The organism is Ornithinibacillus xuwenensis, assembly GCF_039614845.1.
GTDB classification, from domain to species: Bacteria; Bacillota; Bacilli; order Bacillales; family Amphibacillaceae; genus Ornithinibacillus; species Ornithinibacillus xuwenensis.
This window is the reverse complement of record NZ_JBDIML010000002.1, coordinates 88,252-110,591: the sequence shown is the minus strand read 5'-3', so window position 1 is coordinate 110,591 and position 22,340 is coordinate 88,252. Positions and strand designations below refer to the sequence as shown.

The following is a 22,340-nucleotide window of genomic DNA, read 5'->3' as shown; positions in this document are numbered from 1 at the left end:
GTTTCCCCCTTTTACTTCAGAGACGCGAAATTGCTTATTGTTCAACAACATGTACTTTTACCATCCCGGTAACCTCAACATGAAGTTTAATTGGAACATTCGTATAGCCTAAAGCACGTATTGGCTGGTCTAATTCAATCTTGCGTTTATCAATCTTTATTCCGTGATCTTTATTTAAAGCATCTGCAATTTGTTTGCTAGTAATAGAGCCAAATAATCTACCACCATCACCAGACTTAGCCTTTAAGGTAACCTCTAGGCTTTCAATTTTATTTTTCAATTGAACAGCTTCGTCCTTCTCTTCTTGTTCTAGCTGCTTATCTTTACGTTGTTTCGCTTCTAACGCCTTCATATTTCCTGCTGTTGCTTCTTCTGCTAAATTATTTTTTAATAAAAAGTTTCTAGCATAACCGTCCGAAACGTTCTTTACTTCACCTTTTTTACCTTTTCCTTTAACATCCTTTAAGAATATTACTCTCATTCTGTTTCTCTCCCCTCATAGTACTCATCCAGTATTTCTTTTAATAATAGTTCTGCTTCTTCTATAGTCTTACCTTCTATTTGTGTGGCAGCATTTGTCAAATGACCTCCGCCATCCATTTTCTCCATAATAATTTGGACATTGATCTCGCCTAATGATCGAGCACTAATGCCAACTTTTCCATCACTTCGCTCCGCAATAACAAATGAGGCAGAAATGCCTGTCATCGTTAATAACGTATCAGCTGTCTGAGCGATTAATACAGGACTGCAGATATCACCAGGGTCAGCTTTTGAAATAGCAATGGAGTGACGATAGAGCTGAGTCTTTTCAATAAGTTTACTACGTTTTATATATAAGTCTAGGTCTTCTTTTAAGAATTGTTGAACTAACACCGTATCAGCACCTTTGGCACGTAAATAGGATGCTGCATCAAATGTACGTGATCCGGTTCTTAAGGTGAAGCTCTTCGTATCGACAATGATACCAGCTAATAATGCCGTTGCTTCCAGCATTTTTAGCTTTTGACCTTTTGGTTGGTATTCCAATAATTCCGTGACTAATTCAGCAGTAGATGATGCATATGGTTCCATATAAACCAAGGTAGGATTTTCAATAAATTCTTCTGCACGTCTATGATGATCAATCACGACCTTATATTCTGTTTTGCTTAATAGTCGTTTACTTACCACCATCGTTGGCTTATGTGTATCAACGACTACAATTAAACTACGACCTGTTATCAAATCTTCAGCCGCTTCTGGGTCAATAAAGTGCTGCCATATACTAGATTCCGTTTTGATTGCGTCTACTAATCTGTGCACACCAGTACTCACATCATCTGGATCAAATACAATATAACCATCAACACCATTTGTTTGCGCTATATTTAAAATACCAATAGCAGAACCGATTGAATCCATATCAGGCGCTTGGTGCCCCATAATAATAACTCGGTCACTAGCTTTTACTAAATCTTTTAATGCATGAGAAATAACTCTGGCTCTAACACGGGTACGTTTTTCCATTGGATTTGATTTTCCACCGTAGAAACGAACCTTTCCAGAGTCATCCTTAATGGCAACCTGATCGCCACCTCTACCTAATGCTAAATCTAAGCTTGATTGTGCCAAAACACCTAATTCTGGTAAAGGTGAATCACCTACACCAACTCCAATACTTAAAGTAATTGGAATATCTAGTTCTGAGTTGAGCTCATGCATTTCATCTAATATATCAAACTTCGTCCGTTCTAATTGATCTAAGATCTCTCTAGTTCCAACAGCTAAAAATCTATCTTGAGAAGTACGTTTTAAATATAAACCATTATCATGGGACCACTGATTTAAAAACGACGTCACTTCTGAGTTAAGCTGGCTTTTTAACGTATCATCCATGTTTTGGGTGATTTCATCATAATTATCGAGAAATATAATGAATAACACTGTTTTATCATTCTTATAGAGCGTTTCAAGTTCTCCTTGTTCCGTTCTATCAAATAGATAAATTAGTCTTTCTTCTTTTCGTATCATTGCTTGAAATTCATATTCCCCGAGGACAATACGAAATTCATCATTATTTTCCCTAATCATCGGAATCAATTCTTCCGATATAATATTTAAGGATTGCCCAACAATCGTATCTTCTTCTGCGAACTGATTCATATATTGGTTTGTCCATTCTACATTATAATCTTCACTAAATAGGACAATACCAATTGGCATTTCAAGAAGGGCTTCTTCTCCAACCTTTTTAACACGATAAGATAAAGTTGAAATATATTGTTCCGTTTCATCGGTTAATTTTCTTTCTACCTGTACGGTATAGTAAAAAGACACCGCTAATAATACTGTCATAATACTACCGAGAATCCATTCGAAATACCATAGAAATCCAAGGAGTATGATGGCTACCATGTAGATAAACAATAAATGTTTACTTAGCTTTGGTCTTTTAAAAATATCTGACATTAAATATTCAGCTCCTACTGCTAGATACTATCAACCATTCCATTATTTGAAAAGACAGTATCTCTCTTGTCCCTTAGGATCAATCGCAATTGATAACTTATGTTTTTGGACAATACGGTTTTTCAATTCCAAAATGATTCATGACTACCTATATCCGATTTTTGTACCCACTTTATTCGCAGAGGCTTTAATTGTACGTCTTCAATCGGATAACGTTCGATTATTTCTTGATTAGACTTCTGAGTCCAAACCCTATATCAATTATACCTAAGATTCGCACCAATGGAAGGAGTATTGGTGCAAAAAACACAGTTAATACAATAGCAATAACTGGTATTGCTTTTGATAAATGTTTATGATGCACATAAAAGAAAATGAATGAAAAGCCTTGAATAATCATGAAAAGACCAACAAGTGTTAAAATATTTTGTAGCGCAATGACAACAGGTTCATTTAAATCGGCTTGAAATAATGAAATAATAATAGCTAATAAATAGATCCATATTAATCCTGTTGGAAAACGCAAATTGCGGAACCTTGGAAAGTGTAATTGCTTTCTCTCCAAACGATTTAATAATTTATAGCTTAACCACTGATTTAGTAATGCTAATAGAATAGATGCCAAAACAATTCCAAATGGTACTAGGTTTTTAAACATCTCCACTTGCTGTTCTAATAAAGTAAATTGCGCTTCATATTCTTCATCCATCCCTAAATCCATTATCATCTCATGGCTCATATCCATAATTTGATCAATTTGTTCATTAAATACATCTAAATAATTCACATCTACTACATATAGATTAAATACAAAAGAGAATAGAATACCAAGAACAAACCCTACTGTTCCTCTGGCCCATGTTTCATATGGAGAGTAATCGTGATAGATTGCCGAGCCTATCATAATTCCCCCTAATGCTGCCATAATTGGCACTGGTAAAGCGATTAGCGATCCAAATAACATCGATAAAGTAGCTGCAACTACTAACATAATTAAAGAAGATTTCCAGTCATATTTAGCTGAGAACAGGATAAATGGAACAGCTAATAGTAATGCTGTAAATAGTGATATTCCTGGAACATACATAGAAACAAGAAAAAGCACGATAAATACTGCTGTTAATAATGCTCCATCGATTAGTTGTTTCGAATTATTCATTAAATTGCACCTCATAACATTGTAAAGAGCTTATTATATTATGATAACATGATTAATTGGGTTGATGGTATTAGAATGAGTACGTGTTTTCAAGTAAACCATTCTATGGAGGAAGCCTAGGAAAAAGATAGAAGTATGGAAGAAGCTGATGATTAGAGAGATTCTTAAAGCTTTATCGACTAATTTCCATTATAATATAAATGAATTGTTAATAAAAGGATTGAAAAATATGGTTTTTTGGCAGACATTTTTATTAAGTATCAAGCTACCATCAAAACAAGCAGTATTTAAATTGAATCGAATTGCAATGGATACGACCATCTTCTATATGTTTCTATTATTATTGATTGTTTCCATTCCTTCATTAGTTGATCAGTTATCAAATACTACTGGTATAGGTTCTGATATGAACATTGTTTTTCAGTTAATCTATTTCTTTATGTTTTATTATTTAATATTAACCATTATGGTATTTGTCATGATTACCGTATTGGCATATATTTTCACATGGATTGCAAAGGTGATGCACCGTAAATTAAAGCTACAAATCCTATGGAAGATGATTGCATATACAGCAACAATCCCATTCATGTTGTATGCGATCTTTGCTATTTTCTTCCCAATTTCAGATGCATATTTATTAATGACCATGGTCTATACCATTATTGTTCTGACACGAATAATCGTTGTATATCCAAAACGAAACTAATTCTGTAAAAAGATGTTATGGATGTTCTGTAGCTATATTACAGTTATTTCCAAGAATGGTGTTATCCATTACATGTTAATCGTATTATATGATTCGCAATTAGTAGTATTACCTCACTAGATGAGTTTACTTATTCATACCTGCTACGTTCTTGAACCAGAAGATAAAAAAGAGGTTATCTTGATTAAGATAACCTCTTTTCATATTACTCAGCAACATATGGCAATAATGCCATTTGACGAGCACGTTTAATAGCAATTGTAAGTTTGCGTTGATATTTCGCAGAAGTTCCAGTTACACGACGAGGAAGAATTTTTCCACGTTCAGAAACGAAACGTTTTAGAAGATCAACGTCTTTGTAATCGATGTGTGTAATTCCATTTGCTGTGAAGAAACACACTTTACGACGCTTAGCGCGTCCACGACGAGCTGCCACACGAATCCCTCCTTACTTATTTTATTTTATATTTTTCAAGTTCAATTATATTAAAATGGTAAATCATCATCAGAGATATCAATTGGTTGACCATTATCTTTAAATGGATCATCCTCAAATTGATTCTGATTTTGGTTTTGGTTCTGATTTTGTTGGAATCCTGGTGAATATGAGTCTTGTCCTCCTCTATTTTGAGAAGAGCCTTTTGACTCTAGGAATTGTACACTATCAGCAACAACTTCAGTGACATATACCATTTTTCCATCCTGACCTTCAAATGAACGTGTTTGAATGCGTCCATCAACACCGATCAACCCGCCTTTTTTCATGAAATTAGCAAGGTTTTCTGCTGGTCGTCTCCAAATTACACAGTTAATAAAGTCAGCTTCTCTATTACCTTGTTGGTTAGAAAAAGGACGATTAACCGCAACTGTAAAATTGGCTACTGCTACTCCATTTGGTGTATAACGTAAATCAGGATCCTTCGTTAACCTGCCGACAAGAACGACACGATTTAACATCAGAACCACTCCTTATTATTATTCATCTTCTCGAACTGCAATGTGACGAATAATATCTTCAGAAAACTTAGCTAAACGATCAAATTCATTAATTGATTTTTCATCGCCTGTAAAGTTAATCACAACATAATATCCATCACGGTAATCGTTGATTTCATAAGCTAGGCGTTTTTTGCCCTTTTCGTCAACTTTTTGAATCTCCGCCCCATTATCAGTTAAGATACCATTGAAACGCTCGATTAAGCTAGTTTGCGCTTCCTCTTCCATGTCTGGGCGGATGATGTACATGATTTCATACTTTCTCATCCGTTACACCTCCTTTTGGTCTTAGCGGCCCCTATTTATTGAAAGCAAGCTTTCACAACAAGAGCAAGGAGTAATTTAAATTCATTACTCACAATAGTGTATTATAACAAACATTATATGAAATAACAAGTCTTCGAGAGATCCTTTTTACGTTATGCTACCGTAATTTAGTTGTAGTAGCAGTTTTTTTTAAACCCTTATACATTAAAACGGAAGTGAATGACATCGCCATCTTTTACAATGTATTCTTTTCCTTCTAATCGCACCTTACCTTTTTCACGAGCTTGTACCATCGAACCAGCTTCCACTAAATCATCATATGATACTGTTTCAGCACGAATAAATCCTCTTTCAAAATCAGTATGAATAATTCCAGCTGCTTGTGGTGCTTTAATTCCTTTTCGGAAAGTCCAGGCACGAACCTCTTGTTCACCTGCTGTGAAATATGTAGCAAGACCTAAAAGGCTGTAAGAGGCTTTAATAAGTTTATCAAGACCAGATTCAGCGATGCCTAATTCTTCTAGGAACATCTCTTTTTCCTCTTGATCGAGCTCAGCTATCTCTTCTTCAATTCTCGCACAAATGACAATGACCTCTGCACCTTCATTTTCTGCGTATTCTTTTACTTTTTGTACATTAGGATTATTTTCTGGTTCTACAACCTCATCTTCACCAACATTGGCAACATATAACATTGGTTTGCTCGTTAATAGATGTAATCCTTTTACTATTTTTTGCTGTTCATCACTAAATTCAATCGCACGTACTGGTTTTTCTTCTTCTAATCCAGATTTTAGCTTCGATAGAATATCAAATTCAACTAAAGCTTCTTTATCCTTTTGCTTTGCAAGCTTTTCAACTCGTTGGTAACGCTTATTGACGGTTTCTAAGTCTGCTAGAATTAATTCTAAATTGATGATTTCTATATCATCAATTGGATCAACTTTACCAGATACATGTGTAATATTTTCATCTACGAAGCAACGAACAACCTGACAAATTGCATCTACCTGACGAATATGTGAAAGGAATTGGTTTCCTAATCCTTCCCCTTTACTTGCACCTTTTACAATCCCAGCAATATCTGTAAATTCAAATGTAGTTGGTACTGTTTTCTTCGGATTAACTAATGCTGTTAATTTATTTAATCGTTCGTCTGGCACTTCCACCATACCGACATTCGGATCAATCGTAGCAAATGGATAATTTGCTGCCTCTGCTCCTGCCTGTGTAATTGCATTAAATAAAGTAGACTTACCTACGTTTGGAAGTCCGACGATTCCTGCTGTTAAAGCCATTCATTTCCACTCCTTAAGGATTCCATTCAACTCTGAACGCGTTCAATATACCAATTATAGATTTTAGAAAAGAAAAAGACAAGCAAGCAAAAAGTAAAAATAGGCATCATAATGAGGCCTATTTTTACTTTTTTACCCTATTATTTTTTGTTCTCTCTCTCTATCTATTACTAATTTTACCATTTTATTACAATTCAGTCTATTATAAAATCTTACTCTGACGCTTTTTCTAAAACCTTTTTTAGCTTTTTCGTAAAGTCTTTACGAGGTATCATAACGCTATGATCACACCCTAAGCATTTAATTCGAATATCCATTCCCATTCTGATTATTTTCCAACGATTTTCCCCGCATGGATGAGGCTTTTTCATTTGAACAACATCATGTAATTGAAATTCCTTATCTACCATTGTCTGTTCCCCTTATCCTTTATTTAATTGTTATTTTTCCATATTATTCCAAATAGGGAATAGTAATAGTCTTGTTAATACGTATAAATTCAGTAACCCATATAATGGATATAATATACTAATTAAGGTTGAAAATCCTACTGTTGTTAATGGTATCATTGTAGCTAAAATAAGGATGACTAGCAACCAAAATGGTAGCTTAAAATAGTCCCGAATTCTAGTTGTAATCCCTAGTATTCCGGATGCTGCCGTTGTAAAAATTGCAAACCATAGTAACACAGACATAAATAATACCATATTAAATGGATAATTACTTAGTATTGCAAATAACGGAATCTCATATAGTAACAGCTCGTCTGCAATTTGAATCAAGCTATTATTATAGATATAAGTCACTACTCCAAGTATTAGCCCACTTCCAATACTGGCTACCCATATTTCTTTCTTTGAAGTTACCTTATTACCTACTGCTCCTAATACAGCAATTAAAGGAAGTATGTTTAAGGCTGTAAAAGGGAAAGCTGCTGTCCAATTATTTTGCTCGCGCCAATGCGAAAATAAGTCCAGTTTCTCATCAATTGTAAACGATAGTAAAACGTATAGTAATCCAATAATTAGAACCGGTAAGATAATCTGGTTAATGGAAAGTAAACCACTTATATCTCTTAAAAATAATATGATGAGCATTATAACAATAAACGCAATCCCCCACGAATAGGAGAAATTAAAGGCTTGTCCAGTAGCACCACTGCCCGACAACATCACTACTGTTGTTGTATACAGATATAATAGTACCATTAAATCATAGATTGGTAACAGCTTCTTCCCTACGATTACTTTTAACACGGGTCGGTATTCCGTTGTAGCTTTTTTATGACTAATCGTCATAATTACATTACAGGATACCGTGAAGAATAAAACAAATAGTACAATAGCTAGTCCACTTCCATGACCAAAAAACTCCCATAATTCTCTACCTGATGCATAGCCAGCTCCTATTGTTGTCCCTATTATTAAGAACATCCATTTGAATCCTGATTTCCACATTTGTTCTCCTCCATTAATGATCTATGTATAAAATCTATATTTAATCCGTATACTATTATCAATATGTATGTGGAGGAGAACCTATGAATCTAAAGAGTCGTTTAACGCCAAAAATTGAATCCTTTAGGATGCTTCATACGGACACAAACCTTTGTGAGTCGATGAGTGAGCAGCTTATTGCCTGGTTTCCAAATGTTCCAAAAGAATATGTAATTGTTTGTGTAGGAACTGACCGTTCTACCGGAGATGCTTTAGGTCCATTAACAGGTACATATTTACAAGATAAAAAGTTGAAGCATATGTCAGTCTATGGAACACTACAAGATCCTGTACATGCAACCAATTTACAGGACTATATACAATTAATTAATCAGCAGCATAAAAATCCTTTCATTATAGCTATTGATGCATGTTTGGGAAAGACAAGTTCCGTTGGACAAATCATCGCTTGTGAAGGTGCACTAAAGCCTGGGGCAGCATTAAATAAACCTTTACCTCCTATTGGTGACGTTCATATTACTGGCGTCGTTAATATTAGCGGATTTATGGAGTACTCTGTTTTACAAAACACACGCCTCTCCATTGTTGTTGAAATGGCTAAAAACATTGCAAACTTACTTGATTATGTTGATCAACAGCTTATCTCAAGTTATATGACACCTGCAATTGTCTTACCACAAATAAAAGAAAAATTATTATAAAAAGGATAGTGGTTCACGTCTCGGCTTGCCTGTATATAACGTAATTTACAAGTTCGGCTCTTTGGATGTGAATACAAGCTATTCTATCTGTTCATTCTAGTATTTTTAAGTGGTACAATCCTGTTTCCCAAATAAAAAAGAGCTTTGTGTGTTTACAAAGCTCCTTGTGTATTCCTTAGAATAATTGATAGATATAATAGACAAGTACCACTGTAAGGATAGAAGGTAATAGATTTCCAATCCTTATTTGGACAATCTTTAACATATTTAGCCCAATTGCAACAATTAATATTCCACCAACAGCAGTTAATTCTACAATTAAACCATTTAAAAAGGTATCAGGAATCCAATTTTCAATTTGTGTTGCTAATAAAGCAATTGATCCTTGATACAATACAACTGGTATAACAGAGAGAACAACACCAAAACCTAATGTAGTCGTTAATACAAGTGCTACAAATCCGTCTAGAATTCCTTTTGTAATCAGTACTTCATGATCTCCTCGAATTCCACTATCAAGGGCACCTATAATTGCCATTGCACCAACAACAAATATTAGAGAAGCTGTAACAAATCCCTGTGAAATTGATCCACTGTCCTCTGCTACTGTGAACTTGCTACCAATCCAATGTCCTAAGTCATTAAGCCGCTCTTCCACCCTTAATAACTCACCTACAATTGCGCCTAATAGCAAGCTTAATAATACGACAATGATGACCTTTGTTGAGAACGCCATTTGCAGCCCAATTAATATTACAGCAAGTCCAATTCCGTGCATCACTGTTTCTTTATATCGCTCCGGTATTTTCGTAAATAATAAGCCAAGTAAAGAACCAACTATTATTAACCCACCATTAACAAATGTTCCATATAAAGCCATATCCATTTCCCTCTCTATCTATCTCTAGCTATACTTTTCTCCAATGTTCCACGTGAAACATTCCCCTATTTGCTCTTCTCGATATTATCAGTAAAGAAAAAAGACTGGAGTATGAAAACTATCCAGCCCAATCATTAATTAACTATTGAATCATCCTTCTAAGACCTCAATGATTCGTTCTAAGTCATCGTCTGTGTAAAACTCAATCTCAATCTTACCTTTTCGTTTACCTCGTTGAATGTTAACTGCCGTTCCAAGTTTGTCCCTTAATACAGATTCTCTTTCCTGTAAAAAGATATCTTTCTTTGGCTTAACTTTTTTCTTAGATGGTTTTTCATTTAATAAAATTATTAATTTTTCAACCTGTCTTACATTTAACTTCTCGGAGCGAATTTTCTTCACTAAAGGATTTACCTTTTCTTTATCCTTCAGTCCTAAGAGTGCTCTCCCATGCCCCATTGATAATTCTCCATTATTAATATAGGCAATAATTGGCTCAGGAAGTCCAAGGAGTCTTACAAGATTGGCGATATGTGAACGACTTTTACCTAATCGTTTGGATAACTCTTCCTGTGTAATATTCAGCTCTTTCATGAGATTAGCATATGCTTGTGCTTCTTCAATTGGCGTTAAATCCTCGCGCTGAAGATTTTCTAACAATGCTAATTCCATCATTTTTTCATCTGTAAGCTCTTTTACAATTGCCGGGACTTCAGAAAGACCAGCTTCTTTAGCTGCACGAAAACGTCTTTCCCCTACTACTATTTCAAAGCCCTTTATACTTTTACGAACAATCAATGGCTGTATAATACCGAATTCTTGGATGGATTCCTTCAGTTCCTCAATAGCATCGGTGTGAAATGTTTTTCTAGGTTGATAAGGATTTGGTCTACATTCTTTTATCGGTATTTGTTGAACAACATCATCATCTTTTTCCTCTATTTCAGGGAAAAATGCATCAAGTCCTCTACCCAACCCTCGCGCCATTGGCCATCACTTCCTTCGCTAACTCTAAATATACTTCAGCACCCTTAGACTTTGGATCATACGTAATAATCGGTTGACCATGACTTGGTGCTTCACCTAAACGAATATTTCTTGGAATAACAGAATTATAGACTTTATCTTGGAAGTACTTTTTAACTTCTTCAATTACCTGAATACCTAAATTTGTTCTAGCATCAAGCATTGTAAGTAATACTCCCTCAATCATTAGGTCCTTATTCAAATGTTTTTGAACTAGACGTATCGTATTCAATAATTGACTTAAACCTTCAAGCGCATAATATTCACATTGAACTGGAATTAATACAGAATCCGATGAAGTAAGAGCATTTAATGTTAGTAAACCTAGTGAAGGAGGACAATCAATAATAATGTAGTCATACTTATTACGAACCTCTTCTAATGCCTTCTTCAAACGTATTTCACGTGAAATAGTTGGTACTAACTCAATTTCAGCACCTGCTAATTGAATTGTTGCTGGAATTATATCAAGATTATCAAGGCTAGTTGGAACACATACTTCACTCGCTGGAAGATCTTCTACTAGCACATCATAAACACATTTGCTCATATCTGCTTTATTTATACCGACTCCACTTGTTGCATTGCCTTGTGGGTCAATGTCCACTAACAATACTTTATTGCCTAAGTGAGCTAAACATGCACTTAGATTAACGGATGAAGTCGTTTTACCCACGCCACCTTTTTGGTTCGCGATGGACATAATCTTCCCCATGATTTCACCTACCTAAAACGATATACTATTTATTTTATCACTTTTTCTATTGTAAAAACTATTAAATTTGCTATTTTTTATAGAAATGAAATGTTTTTACGCGTAATTTCTACGAATACTAGCAAAAATCCATAATAATCCCCCATCGATGATGATGGGGGTAGCCAAATTTATCGTATTCTATTTTTTCTTCGGTATTTTAATGGTTATTTGATAATAGTCATCTAAGTCCTGTTCGTCAGACTCAATATCAATTCCAGTATCAGACACCATATTTAATGATTGCCTTATTGTATTCATTGCAATTCTAATGTCTTTATTAATCCCTTTTAATACTGGCTTTTTTCGCTTCGGTTTTTCATTTGTACTATTCAAGTTTTCAATACGTTCTTCCGTTTGCTTCACATTAAGCTCATGCTCAATTATTTCTTGAAGTAGTTTTAATTGTACGGGTTCTTCTTTTAATTTTATAAGTGCTCTCGCATGTCTTTCCGTAATCTGCTTGCTTAATAATGCTTGCTGGACTGGTTCAGGTAATTTAAGGAGACGAAGCTTATTTGCAATTGTAGATTGATTTTTTCCAAGCCTTTGCGCTAATGCTTCTTGTGTTAATCCTTGTAATTCTAGCAACTTCGCATAAGCAACAGCCTCTTCAATTACAGTTAACTCTTCTCGCTGTAAGTTTTCAATTAAAGCTACGGATGCAGTTTGCGTATCATTCATATCACGAACAATTGCTGATACATTCTCCCAGCCCAATAATTGAACTGCACGCCACCTACGTTCACCAGCAATAATCTCATAATGTTCATTATCTATTTTACGAACTACGATAGGCTGGATAATTCCATGCGTATTTATCGTTTTAGCAAGCTCCGTTATCTTCTCTTCATTAAAGATTGATCTTGGTTGATACCTATTTGGTTGTATTTGTTTAACTGGAAGCTGTATGACTTCATCTGGATGATAGGATTCTTCCTCGACTTCTCCATTTCCATTTTCTTTTTCACCAATACCAAAAATGCGGTTAAATGGACTTACCATCATCAGACACCACCTTTTATAATAAATAAATAGATTGATAGATGTTTCGTACACATATCTCTCTTTCTATTAAAATGTTTCACGTGAAACATTTTGAAAAACTGTTATGTAAAACACAGTAAAAATGCCTTAGTAAGCAAGCGCAATCTATTATAGTTTACCACAGATTTCACCTTAAGCCTATTTTATCATACTCCTGAATAGATGGATATGTTCTATTAAATAGAAATAAATAAAAAATAGGAAAAACGCTTGTTTTCCCTATTAGTATGTTATTCGATTGGCTCTTTATTTGGTGTTCCAGGTTTTCTTGGATACTTCTTAGGTGTTTGTCTCTTCTTATCAATGAGAATAATGGAACGTTCACTCTCTTCCTCTGGAAGCGTAAAAGTATGAATGGAATTCACCTGACCACCGAGAACTTCAATAGCTGTGCTAGCTACGTCTAACTCCTCTTTTGCTTGTGCACCCTTCATGGCAATAAATACACCATTTTTCTTTACAATTGGTAAACATAACTCACTTAATACCGACATTCTTGCAACAGCTCTTGCCATTACCGTATCATAGGATTCTCGGAACTTACTGTTCTTACCAAATGTTTCAGCACGATCATGGTAGAAAGCAACATCTGTAAGCTTTAGTTGTGCAGCAAGATTATTTAAGAAGCCAATACGCTTTTGTAACGAATCAACAATGGTAACCTTTAACTGTGGAAAACATATTTTGAGCGGAATACTTGGAAAACCTGCACCAGCACCAATATCACAGATATGCTGTTCTACTGTAAAATCATGATAGAACGCTGCAGATATCGAATCATAAAAATGCTTTAAATACACGTCTTCTTCAGCTGTTAATGCAGTAAGATTGATATTCTCATTCCATTCGACAAGTGTTTTGAAATATATATTAAATTGCTCTAATTGCCAATCTGTTAATTGGATACCCTTTTTCTCTAATTCAACTGCAAATTGCATGGCATTCATTTGATATCTCCTTCATCATCCGTTATGTATGTTCAAAAAGTCGACTACATAAGATGTCGACTTTTTGAAAACAACTTCAATTAATTCGCTACTTTAGCGATTTTTCCATGCTCAATATAAACAAGTAAAATGGATATATCTGCTGGATTAACGCCAGATATTCTAGATGCCTGCCCTACTGATAAAGGTCGTACTTGCTTAAGCTTTTCTTTCGCTTCTGTAGCAATACCACCGATTGCATCATAATCAATATCAGCAGGAATCTTCTTATCTTCCATCTTCTTCATACGGTCTACTTGTTCATTCGCTTTTTTAATATACCCTTCATACTTAATTTGTATTTCCACTTGTTCTTTCACATCTTCAGGTATACCAGCAGTTTCGATTACTTGTTCTAGAAGACGATAGGTTAGTTCTGGGCGTTTTAATAAATCATAAGCTTTCACTGCATCCTTTAATGGAGTAGCATTAGCACTCTCCAACATGCTTTGAACATCTTCAGTTGGCTTTAGAACAATTTTTTGGAGACGTTTCTTCTCTTCTTGTACAAAATCCTTCTTATCTAGAAACTTTTGATAACGCTCCTCCGAAATTAGTCCAAGCTCGTATCCGATATCAGTTAATCGTAAATCAGCATTATCATGACGTAGCAGAAGACGATATTCTGCTCGTGATGTTAACAGACGATATGGCTCTTTAGTACCTTTCGTCACGAGATCATCAATTAATACACCGATATATGCTTGCGAACGATCCAGAATAACAGGGTCTTTGCCAAGCACTTTTGCTGCTGCGTTAATACCTGCCATAATTCCCTGTGCAGCTGCTTCCTCATAACCAGAGGTACCGTTAATTTGGCCAGCAGTGTATAAGCCTGGCACCTTCTTCAGTTCTAGCGTTGGCCATAATTGCGTTGGAACAATGGAATCATATTCAATTGCGTAACCAGGTCGCATCATCTCAGCATTTTCTAATCCAGGAACAGAACGAAGCATTTCATGTTGAATCGATTCAGGCAATGATGTTGATAAGCCTTGTACATATACTTCTTCTGTATCTCTTCCTTCTGGTTCTAGGAAAATTTGATGACGAGGCTTATCATTAAACCGCACGATCTTATCCTCTATTGATGGACAATAACGTGGTCCAGTGCCTCGTTTCATACCAGAATACATTGCAGATAATCCTAAGTTCTCATTAATAATATTGTGCGTGAACTCATTCGTGTACGTTAACCAGCATGGAATCTGATCTGAAATAAATTCCGTAGTCTCATATGAAAATCCTTGTGGCTTATCATCGCCTGGTTGAATTTCTGTTTTGGAATAATCAATCGTATGACTATTCACACGTGGAGGTGTACCCGTTTTAAAACGCACCAATTCCACACCTAATGTCTCGAGATATTCAGAGAGTTTAATAGAAGGTCGTTGGTTATTTGGTCCACTTTCATATTCCAAATCACCCATTAAGACTTTTCCACGCATAAATGTTCCAGTTGTGATGATAACTGTTTCAGCATGATATGCTGCACCAGTTTCCGTTAACACACCTTTACAAACTCCGTCCTCCATAATTAAACTGTCAACCATCCCTTGACGAAGTGTGAGATTTTCTTGATTCTCTAGTGTTTGTTTCATTTCTTTAATATAAATAGGTTTATCTGCTTGTGCACGTAAAGCTTGAACAGCAGGACCTTTTCCTGTATTAAGCATGCGCATTTGAATATAGCTTTTATCGATTGTTTTAGCCATCTCGCCACCAAGGGCATCAATTTCACGAACAACAATACCTTTAGCTGGTCCACCAACTGAAGGATTACATGGCATAAAAGCAATCATATCAAGGTTTAATGTCAGCATTAAGGTTTTTGCACCCATTCTAGCTGCAGCAAGGCCGGCTTCTACACCTGCATGGCCTGCACCAACAACAATCGTGTCATAATGCCCTGCATTATATACCATAATTACTCATCCTTTCTATATCATTCATTTTATCTATTTTCCTAAACAAAATTGCGAGAATAATTGATCGATCAAACTATCACTAGCAGTATCGCCAATAATTTCACCTAGAAACTCCCATGTTCTCGTTACATCAATTTGCACGATATCTAGTGGCATTCCCATTTCAAGACTAGCAATTGCATCTTCAAGAGCTTGCTTCGCTTGTTTTAGTAACTGAATATGTCTTACATTTGATACATACGTTAAATCACCGGTATCAATATCACCTGAAAAGAATGATTTTGCAATAGCAGATTCTAATTCATCAATGCCTTCTTCCTTTAATAAGGAGGTTGAGACAATTGTATTGTCACCGACTAACCTTTGCACTTCATCAATATTTAATTTCTGTTCGAGGTCTGTCTTATTAATAATAACAATATACTCAAGACCTTTTATTGCTTCAAATAATCGTAAATCCTCTTCAGACAGCTGCTCATTATGATTGAGTACAAATAAGATAAGATTCGCTTCTTTTAACGCTTGTCGTGAACGCTCTACACCGATTCGTTCAACAATGTCCTCGGTATCACGGATTCCAGCTGTATCCACTAATCGTAAAGGAATACCTCGAACATTTACATATTCTTCAATAATATCCCTTGTCGTTCCAGGAATGTCCGTAACAATTGCTTTATTTTCCTGTACTAAAGCATTTAATAAGGAGGATTTCCCTACATTTGGACGACCAATAATGGCTGTGGCAATCCCTTCACGCAAAATCTTCCCTTGCTTCGCAATACTTAATAGCTCCTCGATTTCAGCAAGTACTTCTTTTGTTTTTTGTCGCATCATATCCTGTGACATTTCTTCTACATCATCATACTCTGGATAGTCGATATTTACTTCAACATGTGCAACCGTTTCAAGAAGCGATTGGCGATACTTTTTAATTAAATTTGATAACCGTCCATCCATTTGTTTTAAAGCAACATTCATTGCTTTATCCGTCTTTGCACGAATTAAGTCCATTACTGCCTCAGCTTGTGATAAATCAATTCGTCCATTGAGAAAAGCACGTTTTGTAAATTCTCCTGGCTCTGCTAGACGTGCGCCTTGACTAAGCACAATCTCTAACACTCTATTCACCGACACCAATCCACCATGGCAATTCACTTCTACGACATCTTCTCTTGTAAATGTTTTCGGACCACGCATTACCGTAACCATTACTTCTTCTGCCACTTCATTTGTTAATGGATCAATAATCTTTCCGTAATGAATCGTATGTGAGTCTACTTCAAGTAAGTTCTTTCCTTGAAATATTCTTGCTGTCATATCAATTGCATCAGGCCCGCTTAATCGAACAATTGATATCGCACCCTCACCTATTGGCGTTGATATAGCCGTAATTGTTTCTGTTTCCATTTCTGATTCACCTCCAACACATTGTTTACTTTATCTATTTATAACCATCATTAATTATCAATCAAAAGTAGCAACACATAATTTAGCGTCACTAACTTAATAGAATAACACAACTCATCACAAAAATAAACTTATCCACAATAATATTTTTTGAAACTTTATATAAGCAGTTATCCACATGTGCATAAGTTTATTTCACTCAATATTATTTCACTTATCCATAAAAAAAAGCCTTAACCAAGTTAAGACCTTTTTCATGTAATTACCTGTGTATATCTTCACCATTATGGCTCTTCAATTCACCTTGTTCATCTAATTCATCAATTTTCGCTTCAATTGTTCCTTCTGTATAGGCATCTGTAGCTTGTTCATGTGTAATGGCCATTCCTTTTTCTACCTGATTACTACTTTGGTAACCCGTCACATCATATTGCTTTTCTGCAACTTCATTTGCACCGCTATTTCTTTTCTTATCATTCATATTGGTTACTTCCTTTCCTTATTAAGATAAAATACTTACGATTGCTTTTAAATCTTGCAGCAAATGATTCATATCTTGCTCATTTAATAACATTGGGATTTGATCATTAACTGTTATCGTGCAGGATTCTTTTTGTGCATTCAAATATTCCGTAAGTTTGTTTATATGGTCAATTGATAAAGAAGAAGCGGTTGGAATATTCTTCACTTGTGTCAGATAGAAGCTACCTGGTTCGATTTCACCATTAAAAATTGCACCGGAAAATTGCTCCACGTCATCTTCTCCTTTTTACAACTAGCTATTCGTTAGTATGAGGCAGATTTTTAGAAACATACTTAAAAAACAATTGATTAGGAGCTCATACAAAAAAAACCTCTGGTTTTCCCAGAGGTTTTTAAAATTCTTACCATTATGGTTTTATGACGACATGTCGATGTGGCTCTTCTCCGTCAGAATAAGTTGAAATACCACTCTCATCCTGCAATACACTATGAATAATTTTCCGTTCATATGCAGGCATCGGCTCAAGCGCTACTTTCTTACGAATACGCTTTGCCTTTTCAGCCATTCTCATGGCAAGATTTTCCAGTGTTTCCTTACGGCGTTCACGGTATCCTTCTGCATCTACTGTTACCGTATGGTATTGATTACCTTCTTTATTCACAACAAGATGAACTAAATATTGCAATGCATTTAGAGTTTGACCGCGTTTGCCAATTAACAATGCAATCTTTTCACCACTTAAATTAATACTGACATGATTTCCTTCTACAGTTGTATCAATTTCAGCATCAACATTCATATTCTTGATGACATCACGTACAAACTTTTCAGCTTCTTGGATTGGATTTTTCGTGATTGCAACTTTGACAATAGCACGTTTTGCACCAAATACCCCAAGAATACCTTTTTTACCTTCATCTATAATCGTAACTTGCACTTGGTCCTTCGTCGTGTTTAACTGCTCTAAAGCTGATTGGACCGCCTCATCAACTGTTTGACCGGTAGCAGTTATTTCTCTCACTTTTTGTCTCCCCCAGTATTCGTATCCTTCATCATTGGCTTACGAATAAAAATGGTTTGTGCAATCATAAATAAGTTACCAATTACCCAATAAAGCGCTAATGCTGCTGGGAACATGAAAGCAAATACAGTAATCATGATAGGCATCATATAAAGCATCACTGTCATTTGTGGGTTATTTGCACCAGCACTTCCAGACATCATCAGCTTTTGCTGTAGGAATGTCGTTAAACCAGCAATAAATGGAAGGATTAAATCCTTTTCATCTAATGGGAACCATAAAAATGAATGGCCATCAATAGCATCTGTACGCATAATTGCATGATAGATCGCAAGTAGAATTGGCATTTGGATGAAAATCGGTAAACATCCAGCTAATGGGTTTACACCATGCTTTTGGAATAATGCCATTGTTTCCTGCTGTAGCTTTTGCTGTGTATTTGCATCCTTTGAGCTATATTTTTTTTGTATTTCCTTTAATTCTGGTTGGATATCTTGCATTGCTTTTTGACTTTTTAACTGCTTAATATTTAATGGAAGTAAAACTGTACGGATAATAACTGTTACGAGAATAATCGATAACCCAAAGTTTTCATTAAATAGTTCAGCAAAATACATGAGTAACTGTGATAATGGATATACAAAATATGTATTCCAAATCCCTTCACTTTCTGATGTTATCGGTTCATTGATTTCCGTACAACCAGATAAAATTGCAACCAAACCGATTAACATGACAATTAAAAATAACTTCTTTCGCAACTTTTGCTCCTCCTAACTAATCCAAAACAAATAAATCTTGTCCAAACTTCAACAAGTTACTTTCTTTATGCAAACCCTATATATAACACATATTTTACAATAAACCTCATACACATTCTATCCTAAACTTAGTTGAAATTACTTTTTTAACAGCCTTTCTTTCGATAACAAATGATTTAGGCTTTTTTTAATAGAGATTAGATCCATATCCTTGGTTGGTTGTCTAGCTATTACGATAATATCATATGGAGACTGAATCTTATCCTCTAGCTCGTGGAATGCTTCTCGTAAATATCGCTTAATACGATTTCTTACTACAGCGTTTCCAATTTTTTTCCCAACAGATAACCCTATTCGAAAATGTGCTTGATCCGGTTTTTTCATATAATAAATAACCAATTGTCTATTCGCAAAGGACTTTCCTTTTTTAAAAATCAATTGAAATTCTTTATTATCTTTCACACGAAATGCTTTCTTCATTTTCATCACCTTACGCCAAAAAGACACTTCTTTATGTAAATAAAAAGCAATGGACTCCTTTTATCTACCATTTTGAACCACTGCTTACAAGTTTATTCCATTTATTAAATTTATCCCTATAAAACAAGTTTATAGATTTAACCGGAAAAAAGACCACTGATATTTCAGTGGCCTATGCAGACAATACTTTTCTTCCTTTACGACGACGACGAGCTAAAACTTTACGACCGTTTTTTGTGCTCATACGTGCGCGAAAGCCATGTACTTTTTTACGTTTACGATTATTTGGTTGAAACGTTCTTTTCATTATGTTGCACCTCCCCGAGGGATCAATATTTTACGCTGCTATTCACTAATTAGCAAATACCATCGTTATACTTAAGCAGAGAAATCAAAAACTTTCTTATCTGCTAAATAAAACATCTAACCAATTAGACAGTCTTCGTAATTATACTTAAAAATCATGCTATCGTCAACATTCCATTTTAAATTAACTTATCCACACAACCTGTTTACACAATTTCTCACTTAAAATATTATCCACAGTATTTGTCGACAAGATAATCACAAAATATAGTAGTGTGAATAAAAATTGTCTACAATAGATGGATATTGTGGATAACTGTCGAAAAACCATTGCAGAACTGGGATTTTTTTGATATTATAGTTGTGTTTTAACATGTTAGTAAGTTCTATCACCATAAAACTTATACACAATTTGTGGATATCCTGTGGACATTTATTCACATGCCTGTTTTTAACGTTATCCACAAATTTTCGTAATCTGCGAATAACTCTATTGAATGCTTAGTAATTAAATGCTTAATTATCCACAGCAGCTCTTAATTATTTTTTTCTATTAGAATAAAAAAATATAATAGATTGCTTACCTTTCCATCTTTATGCTGCAGTTAACCAAAATATGCAACATCAAGATAGAGAGAGGTTTTTTATTCTTTAAATAGTCTATTCTATTAGGTTTCTTTTGAAAGGGGGGAAAATAAATTGGAAAATATTCATGATCTTTGGAAAGCTACTCTCGTTAAGATAGAAGAAAAAATTAGTAAGCCAAGCTTTGATACATGGTTAAAAAACACAAAGGCCGAGTCACTAGAAGGCAGCACATTAACCATTTCAGCTCCTAATGAATTTGCTAGAGATTGGCTAGAAGAACAATATACACAACTAATTTCCAATATCGTATTAGAAATTACAGGATCAAAACTTGCGATTAAATTTATTATTCCGGAATCCATTATTGAAGAGGATGATATAAAGCCTGAACCAAAACCAATTCCTCAAATCAATGATGCGCATGATGGAAAAACGATGTTAAATCCGAAATATACATTTGATACGTTTGTTATCGGTTCAGGAAACCGTTTTGCTCATGCTGCTTCACTTGCAGTTGCAGAAGCGCCGGCAAAGGCATATAATCCCCTATTTATATATGGTGGAGTTGGATTAGGAAAAACACACTTAATGCACGCGATTGGTCACTATGTATTGGAGCATAATAAAAATGCAAAAGTGGTCTATTTGTCATCGGAAAAATTTACGAATGAATTTATTAATGCCATTATGGACAATAAAACGATAAATTTTCGTAATAAATACCGAAATGTCGATGTGCTATTAATTGATGATATACAATTTATTGCTGGAAAAGAATCGACTCAAGAGGAATTTTTCCATACCTTTAATGCACTTCACGAAGAAAATAAGCAAATTATTATCTCAAGTGATCGTCCTCCAAAAGAAATACCAACCCTGGAAGACCGATTACGCTCTAGATTCGAATGGGGATTAATTACAGATATTACTCCTCCAGATTTAGAAACCAGGATTGCTATATTAACGAAAAAGGCTAAAGCAGAGGGGCTAGATATACCAAACGAAGTTATGCTTTATATAGCAAATCAAATCGATACCAATATTCGAGAGCTAGAGGGCGCTTTAATTCGAGTTGTCGCTTATTCATCACTAGTCAATCAGGATATCGATGCCGCACTTGCAGCAGATGCCTTAAAGGACATTATTCCAAACAATAAGCCTCGTATGATAACCATTCCTACTATTATGGAGGTTGTCGGGGAAAAGTATAATGTGAAAACAGACGATTTCATTGCTAAGAAACGTACAAAATCGATTGCGTTTCCTAGACAAATAGCGATGTATTTATCTAGGGAATTAACGGATTACTCCTTACCAAAAATCGGTGAAGAGTTTGGTGGACGTGATCATACAACCGTCATACATGCGCACGAGAAAATTAGCAAAATGATGGAGAATGATTCCCTTCTAAGTAAAGAAATTGAAGAAATTAAGCAGCAATTACATTCGCTATAAATGAAATTACCTGTTAATAACGTGGATAAGGCATACACACTTATATACAACTTATACACATGTGGATAACTAATAATCATCAAGCTTTTTCCTAGTTATCCACATAATCACAGCCCTTATTACTATTATTACTGTTTTTTTTTATAAATAAAATAAATATATATAACATCCTTTAGGAG

Annotated in this window: 25 protein-coding genes; 3 read left to right on the top strand and 22 right to left on the bottom strand. The window is 35.0% G+C overall.

The window, feature by feature from the left end:
- Positions 1-34: 34 nt before the first annotated feature.
- The 3 genes from rplI to ABC228_RS06380 form a co-directional block, all read right to left on the bottom strand.
- A complete protein-coding gene (rplI, locus tag ABC228_RS06390; RefSeq protein WP_345824276.1) occupies positions 35-481 on the bottom strand; it encodes a 50S ribosomal protein L9 in 447 nt (148 codons plus the stop codon).
- Positions 478-2,451, bottom strand: a complete 1,974-nt coding sequence (locus tag ABC228_RS06385; RefSeq protein ID WP_345824275.1) for a DHH family phosphoesterase — start codon at positions 2,449-2,451, stop codon at positions 478-480. Before ABC228_RS06385 ends, rplI begins: the two co-directional genes overlap by 4 nt.
- Positions 2,452-2,671: 220 nt before the next feature.
- Positions 2,672-3,610, bottom strand: coding sequence for a YybS family protein (locus ABC228_RS06380; RefSeq protein WP_345824274.1), 939 nt, complete (start codon positions 3,608-3,610; stop codon positions 2,672-2,674).
- 148 nt (positions 3,611-3,758) lie between these two features.
- Between ABC228_RS06380 and ABC228_RS06375 the strand changes: the two genes are divergently transcribed.
- Positions 3,759-4,319, top strand: coding sequence for a hypothetical protein (locus ABC228_RS06375; RefSeq protein ID WP_345824273.1), 561 nt, complete (start codon positions 3,759-3,761; stop codon positions 4,317-4,319).
- Positions 4,320-4,524: 205 nt separating this feature from the next.
- Here the strand turns inward: ABC228_RS06375 and rpsR are convergent, their stop codons facing one another.
- The 6 genes from rpsR to ABC228_RS06345 all read right to left on the bottom strand — a co-directional run bounded on the left by rpsR (position 4,525) and on the right by ABC228_RS06345 (position 8,337).
- A complete protein-coding gene (rpsR, locus tag ABC228_RS06370) occupies positions 4,525-4,755 on the bottom strand; it encodes a 30S ribosomal protein S18 (protein ID WP_345824272.1) in 231 nt (76 codons plus the stop codon).
- Between the two features lie 50 nt (positions 4,756-4,805).
- Positions 4,806-5,276 carry a single-stranded DNA-binding protein gene (ssb, locus tag ABC228_RS06365; protein WP_345824271.1) on the bottom strand — a complete coding sequence of 157 codons (471 nt, stop codon included), beginning with the start codon at positions 5,274-5,276 and terminating at the stop codon, positions 4,806-4,808.
- A gap of 18 nt (positions 5,277-5,294) precedes the next feature.
- Positions 5,295-5,582 (bottom strand): 30S ribosomal protein S6, encoded by a 288-nt coding sequence (rpsF, locus tag ABC228_RS06360; protein ID WP_345824270.1) that lies wholly within the window; start codon positions 5,580-5,582, stop codon positions 5,295-5,297.
- A 197-nt stretch (positions 5,583-5,779) separates the two neighbouring features.
- Positions 5,780-6,880 (bottom strand): redox-regulated ATPase YchF, encoded by a 1,101-nt coding sequence (gene ychF / locus ABC228_RS06355; RefSeq protein WP_345824269.1) that lies wholly within the window; start codon positions 6,878-6,880, stop codon positions 5,780-5,782.
- A 212-nt stretch (positions 6,881-7,092) separates the two neighbouring features.
- The gene (locus ABC228_RS06350; protein ID WP_345824268.1) at positions 7,093-7,290 is read right to left on the bottom strand and encodes a DUF951 domain-containing protein; all 198 of its coding nucleotides are present in this window, start codon (positions 7,288-7,290) and stop codon (positions 7,093-7,095) included.
- 30 nt (positions 7,291-7,320) lie between these two features.
- Positions 7,321-8,337, bottom strand: coding sequence for a YkvI family membrane protein (locus tag ABC228_RS06345; protein ID WP_345824267.1), 1,017 nt, complete (start codon positions 8,335-8,337; stop codon positions 7,321-7,323).
- An 83-nt stretch (positions 8,338-8,420) separates the two neighbouring features.
- On the opposite strand from ABC228_RS06345, the gene yyaC reads away from it, so the two are divergent.
- On the top strand, positions 8,421-9,038 hold the full coding sequence (yyaC, locus tag ABC228_RS06340; protein ID WP_345824266.1) for a spore protease YyaC: 618 nt from the start codon (positions 8,421-8,423) through the stop codon (positions 9,036-9,038).
- A gap of 175 nt (positions 9,039-9,213) precedes the next feature.
- Here the strand turns inward: yyaC and ABC228_RS06335 are convergent, their stop codons facing one another.
- The 13 genes from ABC228_RS06335 to rpmH all read right to left on the bottom strand — a co-directional run bounded on the left by ABC228_RS06335 (position 9,214) and on the right by rpmH (position 20,119).
- Complete coding sequence (locus tag ABC228_RS06335; RefSeq protein ID WP_345824265.1) at positions 9,214-9,918, bottom strand: DUF554 domain-containing protein; 705 nt, start codon at positions 9,916-9,918, stop codon at positions 9,214-9,216.
- A gap of 150 nt (positions 9,919-10,068) precedes the next feature.
- Positions 10,069-10,905: a ParB/RepB/Spo0J family partition protein gene (locus ABC228_RS06330; RefSeq protein ID WP_345824264.1), complete on the bottom strand. Its 837-nt coding sequence runs from the start codon at positions 10,903-10,905 to the stop codon at positions 10,069-10,071.
- Positions 10,886-11,659, bottom strand: a complete 774-nt coding sequence (locus ABC228_RS06325) for a ParA family protein (protein ID WP_345824263.1) — start codon at positions 11,657-11,659, stop codon at positions 10,886-10,888. Before ABC228_RS06325 ends, ABC228_RS06330 begins: the two co-directional genes overlap by 20 nt.
- 180 nt (positions 11,660-11,839) lie before the next feature.
- The gene (gene noc / locus ABC228_RS06320; RefSeq protein ID WP_345824836.1) at positions 11,840-12,703 is read right to left on the bottom strand and encodes a nucleoid occlusion protein; all 864 of its coding nucleotides are present in this window, start codon (positions 12,701-12,703) and stop codon (positions 11,840-11,842) included.
- A gap of 272 nt (positions 12,704-12,975) precedes the next feature.
- Positions 12,976-13,692, bottom strand: coding sequence for a 16S rRNA (guanine(527)-N(7))-methyltransferase RsmG (gene rsmG / locus ABC228_RS06315; RefSeq protein ID WP_345824262.1), 717 nt, complete (start codon positions 13,690-13,692; stop codon positions 12,976-12,978).
- 80 nt (positions 13,693-13,772) lie between these two features.
- A complete protein-coding gene (gene mnmG / locus ABC228_RS06310; RefSeq protein ID WP_345824261.1) occupies positions 13,773-15,656 on the bottom strand; it encodes a tRNA uridine-5-carboxymethylaminomethyl(34) synthesis enzyme MnmG in 1,884 nt (627 codons plus the stop codon).
- Between the two features lie 33 nt (positions 15,657-15,689).
- Complete coding sequence (gene mnmE / locus ABC228_RS06305; protein ID WP_345824260.1) at positions 15,690-17,066, bottom strand: tRNA uridine-5-carboxymethylaminomethyl(34) synthesis GTPase MnmE; 1,377 nt, start codon at positions 17,064-17,066, stop codon at positions 15,690-15,692.
- 262 nt (positions 17,067-17,328) lie between these two features.
- Positions 17,329-17,547 (bottom strand): YozQ family protein, encoded by a 219-nt coding sequence (locus ABC228_RS06300; RefSeq protein ID WP_345824259.1) that lies wholly within the window; start codon positions 17,545-17,547, stop codon positions 17,329-17,331.
- Between the two features lie 21 nt (positions 17,548-17,568).
- Complete coding sequence (locus tag ABC228_RS06295) at positions 17,569-17,820, bottom strand: hypothetical protein (RefSeq protein ID WP_345824258.1); 252 nt, start codon at positions 17,818-17,820, stop codon at positions 17,569-17,571.
- Positions 17,821-17,956: 136 nt separating this feature from the next.
- Positions 17,957-18,571, bottom strand: coding sequence for an RNA-binding cell elongation regulator Jag/EloR (gene jag / locus ABC228_RS06290; protein WP_345824257.1), 615 nt, complete (start codon positions 18,569-18,571; stop codon positions 17,957-17,959).
- The gene (gene spoIIIJ, locus ABC228_RS06285) at positions 18,568-19,332 is read right to left on the bottom strand and encodes a YidC family membrane integrase SpoIIIJ (protein WP_345824256.1); all 765 of its coding nucleotides are present in this window, start codon (positions 19,330-19,332) and stop codon (positions 18,568-18,570) included. The genes jag and spoIIIJ overlap by 4 nt, the downstream gene beginning before the upstream one ends.
- Positions 19,333-19,470: 138 nt before the next feature.
- Positions 19,471-19,812, bottom strand: coding sequence for a ribonuclease P protein component (gene rnpA / locus ABC228_RS06280; protein ID WP_345824255.1), 342 nt, complete (start codon positions 19,810-19,812; stop codon positions 19,471-19,473).
- Positions 19,813-19,984: 172 nt separating this feature from the next.
- On the bottom strand, positions 19,985-20,119 hold the full coding sequence (gene rpmH, locus ABC228_RS06275) for a 50S ribosomal protein L34 (protein WP_010094630.1): 135 nt from the start codon (positions 20,117-20,119) through the stop codon (positions 19,985-19,987).
- Between the two features lie 698 nt (positions 20,120-20,817).
- Between rpmH and dnaA the strand changes: the two genes are divergently transcribed.
- Entirely contained in the window at positions 20,818-22,161 is a 1,344-nt protein-coding gene (gene dnaA, locus ABC228_RS06270) for a chromosomal replication initiator protein DnaA (RefSeq protein ID WP_345824254.1), read from the top strand.
- The last annotated feature ends 179 nt before the right edge of the window (positions 22,162-22,340 follow it).

What these genes read in the sequence shown, in the direction of transcription:
- ABC228_RS06345 (WP_345824267.1), bottom strand. Translation starts at nt 8,337, where the DNA reads ATGTGGAAATCAGGATTCAAATGGATGTTCTTAATAATAGGGACAACA.
- ssb (WP_345824271.1), bottom strand. Translation starts at nt 5,276, where the DNA reads ATGTTAAATCGTGTCGTTCTTGTCGGCAGGTTAACGAAGGATCCTGAT.
- ABC228_RS06330 (WP_345824264.1), bottom strand. Translation starts at nt 10,905, where the DNA reads ATGGCGCGAGGGTTGGGTAGAGGACTTGATGCATTTTTCCCTGAAATA.
- ABC228_RS06375 (WP_345824273.1), top strand. Translation starts at nt 3,759, where the DNA reads ATGATTAGAGAGATTCTTAAAGCTTTATCGACTAATTTCCATTATAAT.
- yyaC (WP_345824266.1), top strand. Translation starts at nt 8,421, where the DNA reads ATGAATCTAAAGAGTCGTTTAACGCCAAAAATTGAATCCTTTAGGATG.
- ABC228_RS06380 (WP_345824274.1), bottom strand. Translation starts at nt 3,610, where the DNA reads ATGAATAATTCGAAACAACTAATCGATGGAGCATTATTAACAGCAGTA.
- rnpA (WP_345824255.1), bottom strand. Translation starts at nt 19,812, where the DNA reads ATGAAGAAAGCATTTCGTGTGAAAGATAATAAAGAATTTCAATTGATT.
- rsmG (WP_345824262.1), bottom strand. Translation starts at nt 13,692, where the DNA reads ATGAATGCCATGCAATTTGCAGTTGAATTAGAGAAAAAGGGTATCCAA.
- noc (WP_345824836.1), bottom strand. Translation starts at nt 12,703, where the DNA reads ATGGTAAGTCCATTTAACCGCATTTTTGGTATTGGTGAAAAAGAAAAT.
- ABC228_RS06335 (WP_345824265.1), bottom strand. Translation starts at nt 9,918, where the DNA reads ATGGCTTTATATGGAACATTTGTTAATGGTGGGTTAATAATAGTTGGT.
- ABC228_RS06350 (WP_345824268.1), bottom strand. Translation starts at nt 7,290, where the DNA reads ATGGTAGATAAGGAATTTCAATTACATGATGTTGTTCAAATGAAAAAG.
- ABC228_RS06385 (WP_345824275.1), bottom strand. Translation starts at nt 2,451, where the DNA reads ATGTCAGATATTTTTAAAAGACCAAAGCTAAGTAAACATTTATTGTTT.
- rpmH (WP_010094630.1), bottom strand. Translation starts at nt 20,119, where the DNA reads ATGAAAAGAACGTTTCAACCAAATAATCGTAAACGTAAAAAAGTACAT.
- ABC228_RS06325 (WP_345824263.1), bottom strand. Translation starts at nt 11,659, where the DNA reads ATGGGGAAGATTATGTCCATCGCGAACCAAAAAGGTGGCGTGGGTAAA.
- mnmE (WP_345824260.1), bottom strand. Translation starts at nt 17,066, where the DNA reads ATGGAAACAGAAACAATTACGGCTATATCAACGCCAATAGGTGAGGGT.
- ychF (WP_345824269.1), bottom strand. Translation starts at nt 6,880, where the DNA reads ATGGCTTTAACAGCAGGAATCGTCGGACTTCCAAACGTAGGTAAGTCT.
- mnmG (WP_345824261.1), bottom strand. Translation starts at nt 15,656, where the DNA reads ATGGTATATAATGCAGGGCATTATGACACGATTGTTGTTGGTGCAGGC.
- rpsF (WP_345824270.1), bottom strand. Translation starts at nt 5,582, where the DNA reads ATGAGAAAGTATGAAATCATGTACATCATCCGCCCAGACATGGAAGAG.
- rplI (WP_345824276.1), bottom strand. Translation starts at nt 481, where the DNA reads ATGAGAGTAATATTCTTAAAGGATGTTAAAGGAAAAGGTAAAAAAGGT.
- ABC228_RS06300 (WP_345824259.1), bottom strand. Translation starts at nt 17,547, where the DNA reads ATGAATGATAAGAAAAGAAATAGCGGTGCAAATGAAGTTGCAGAAAAG.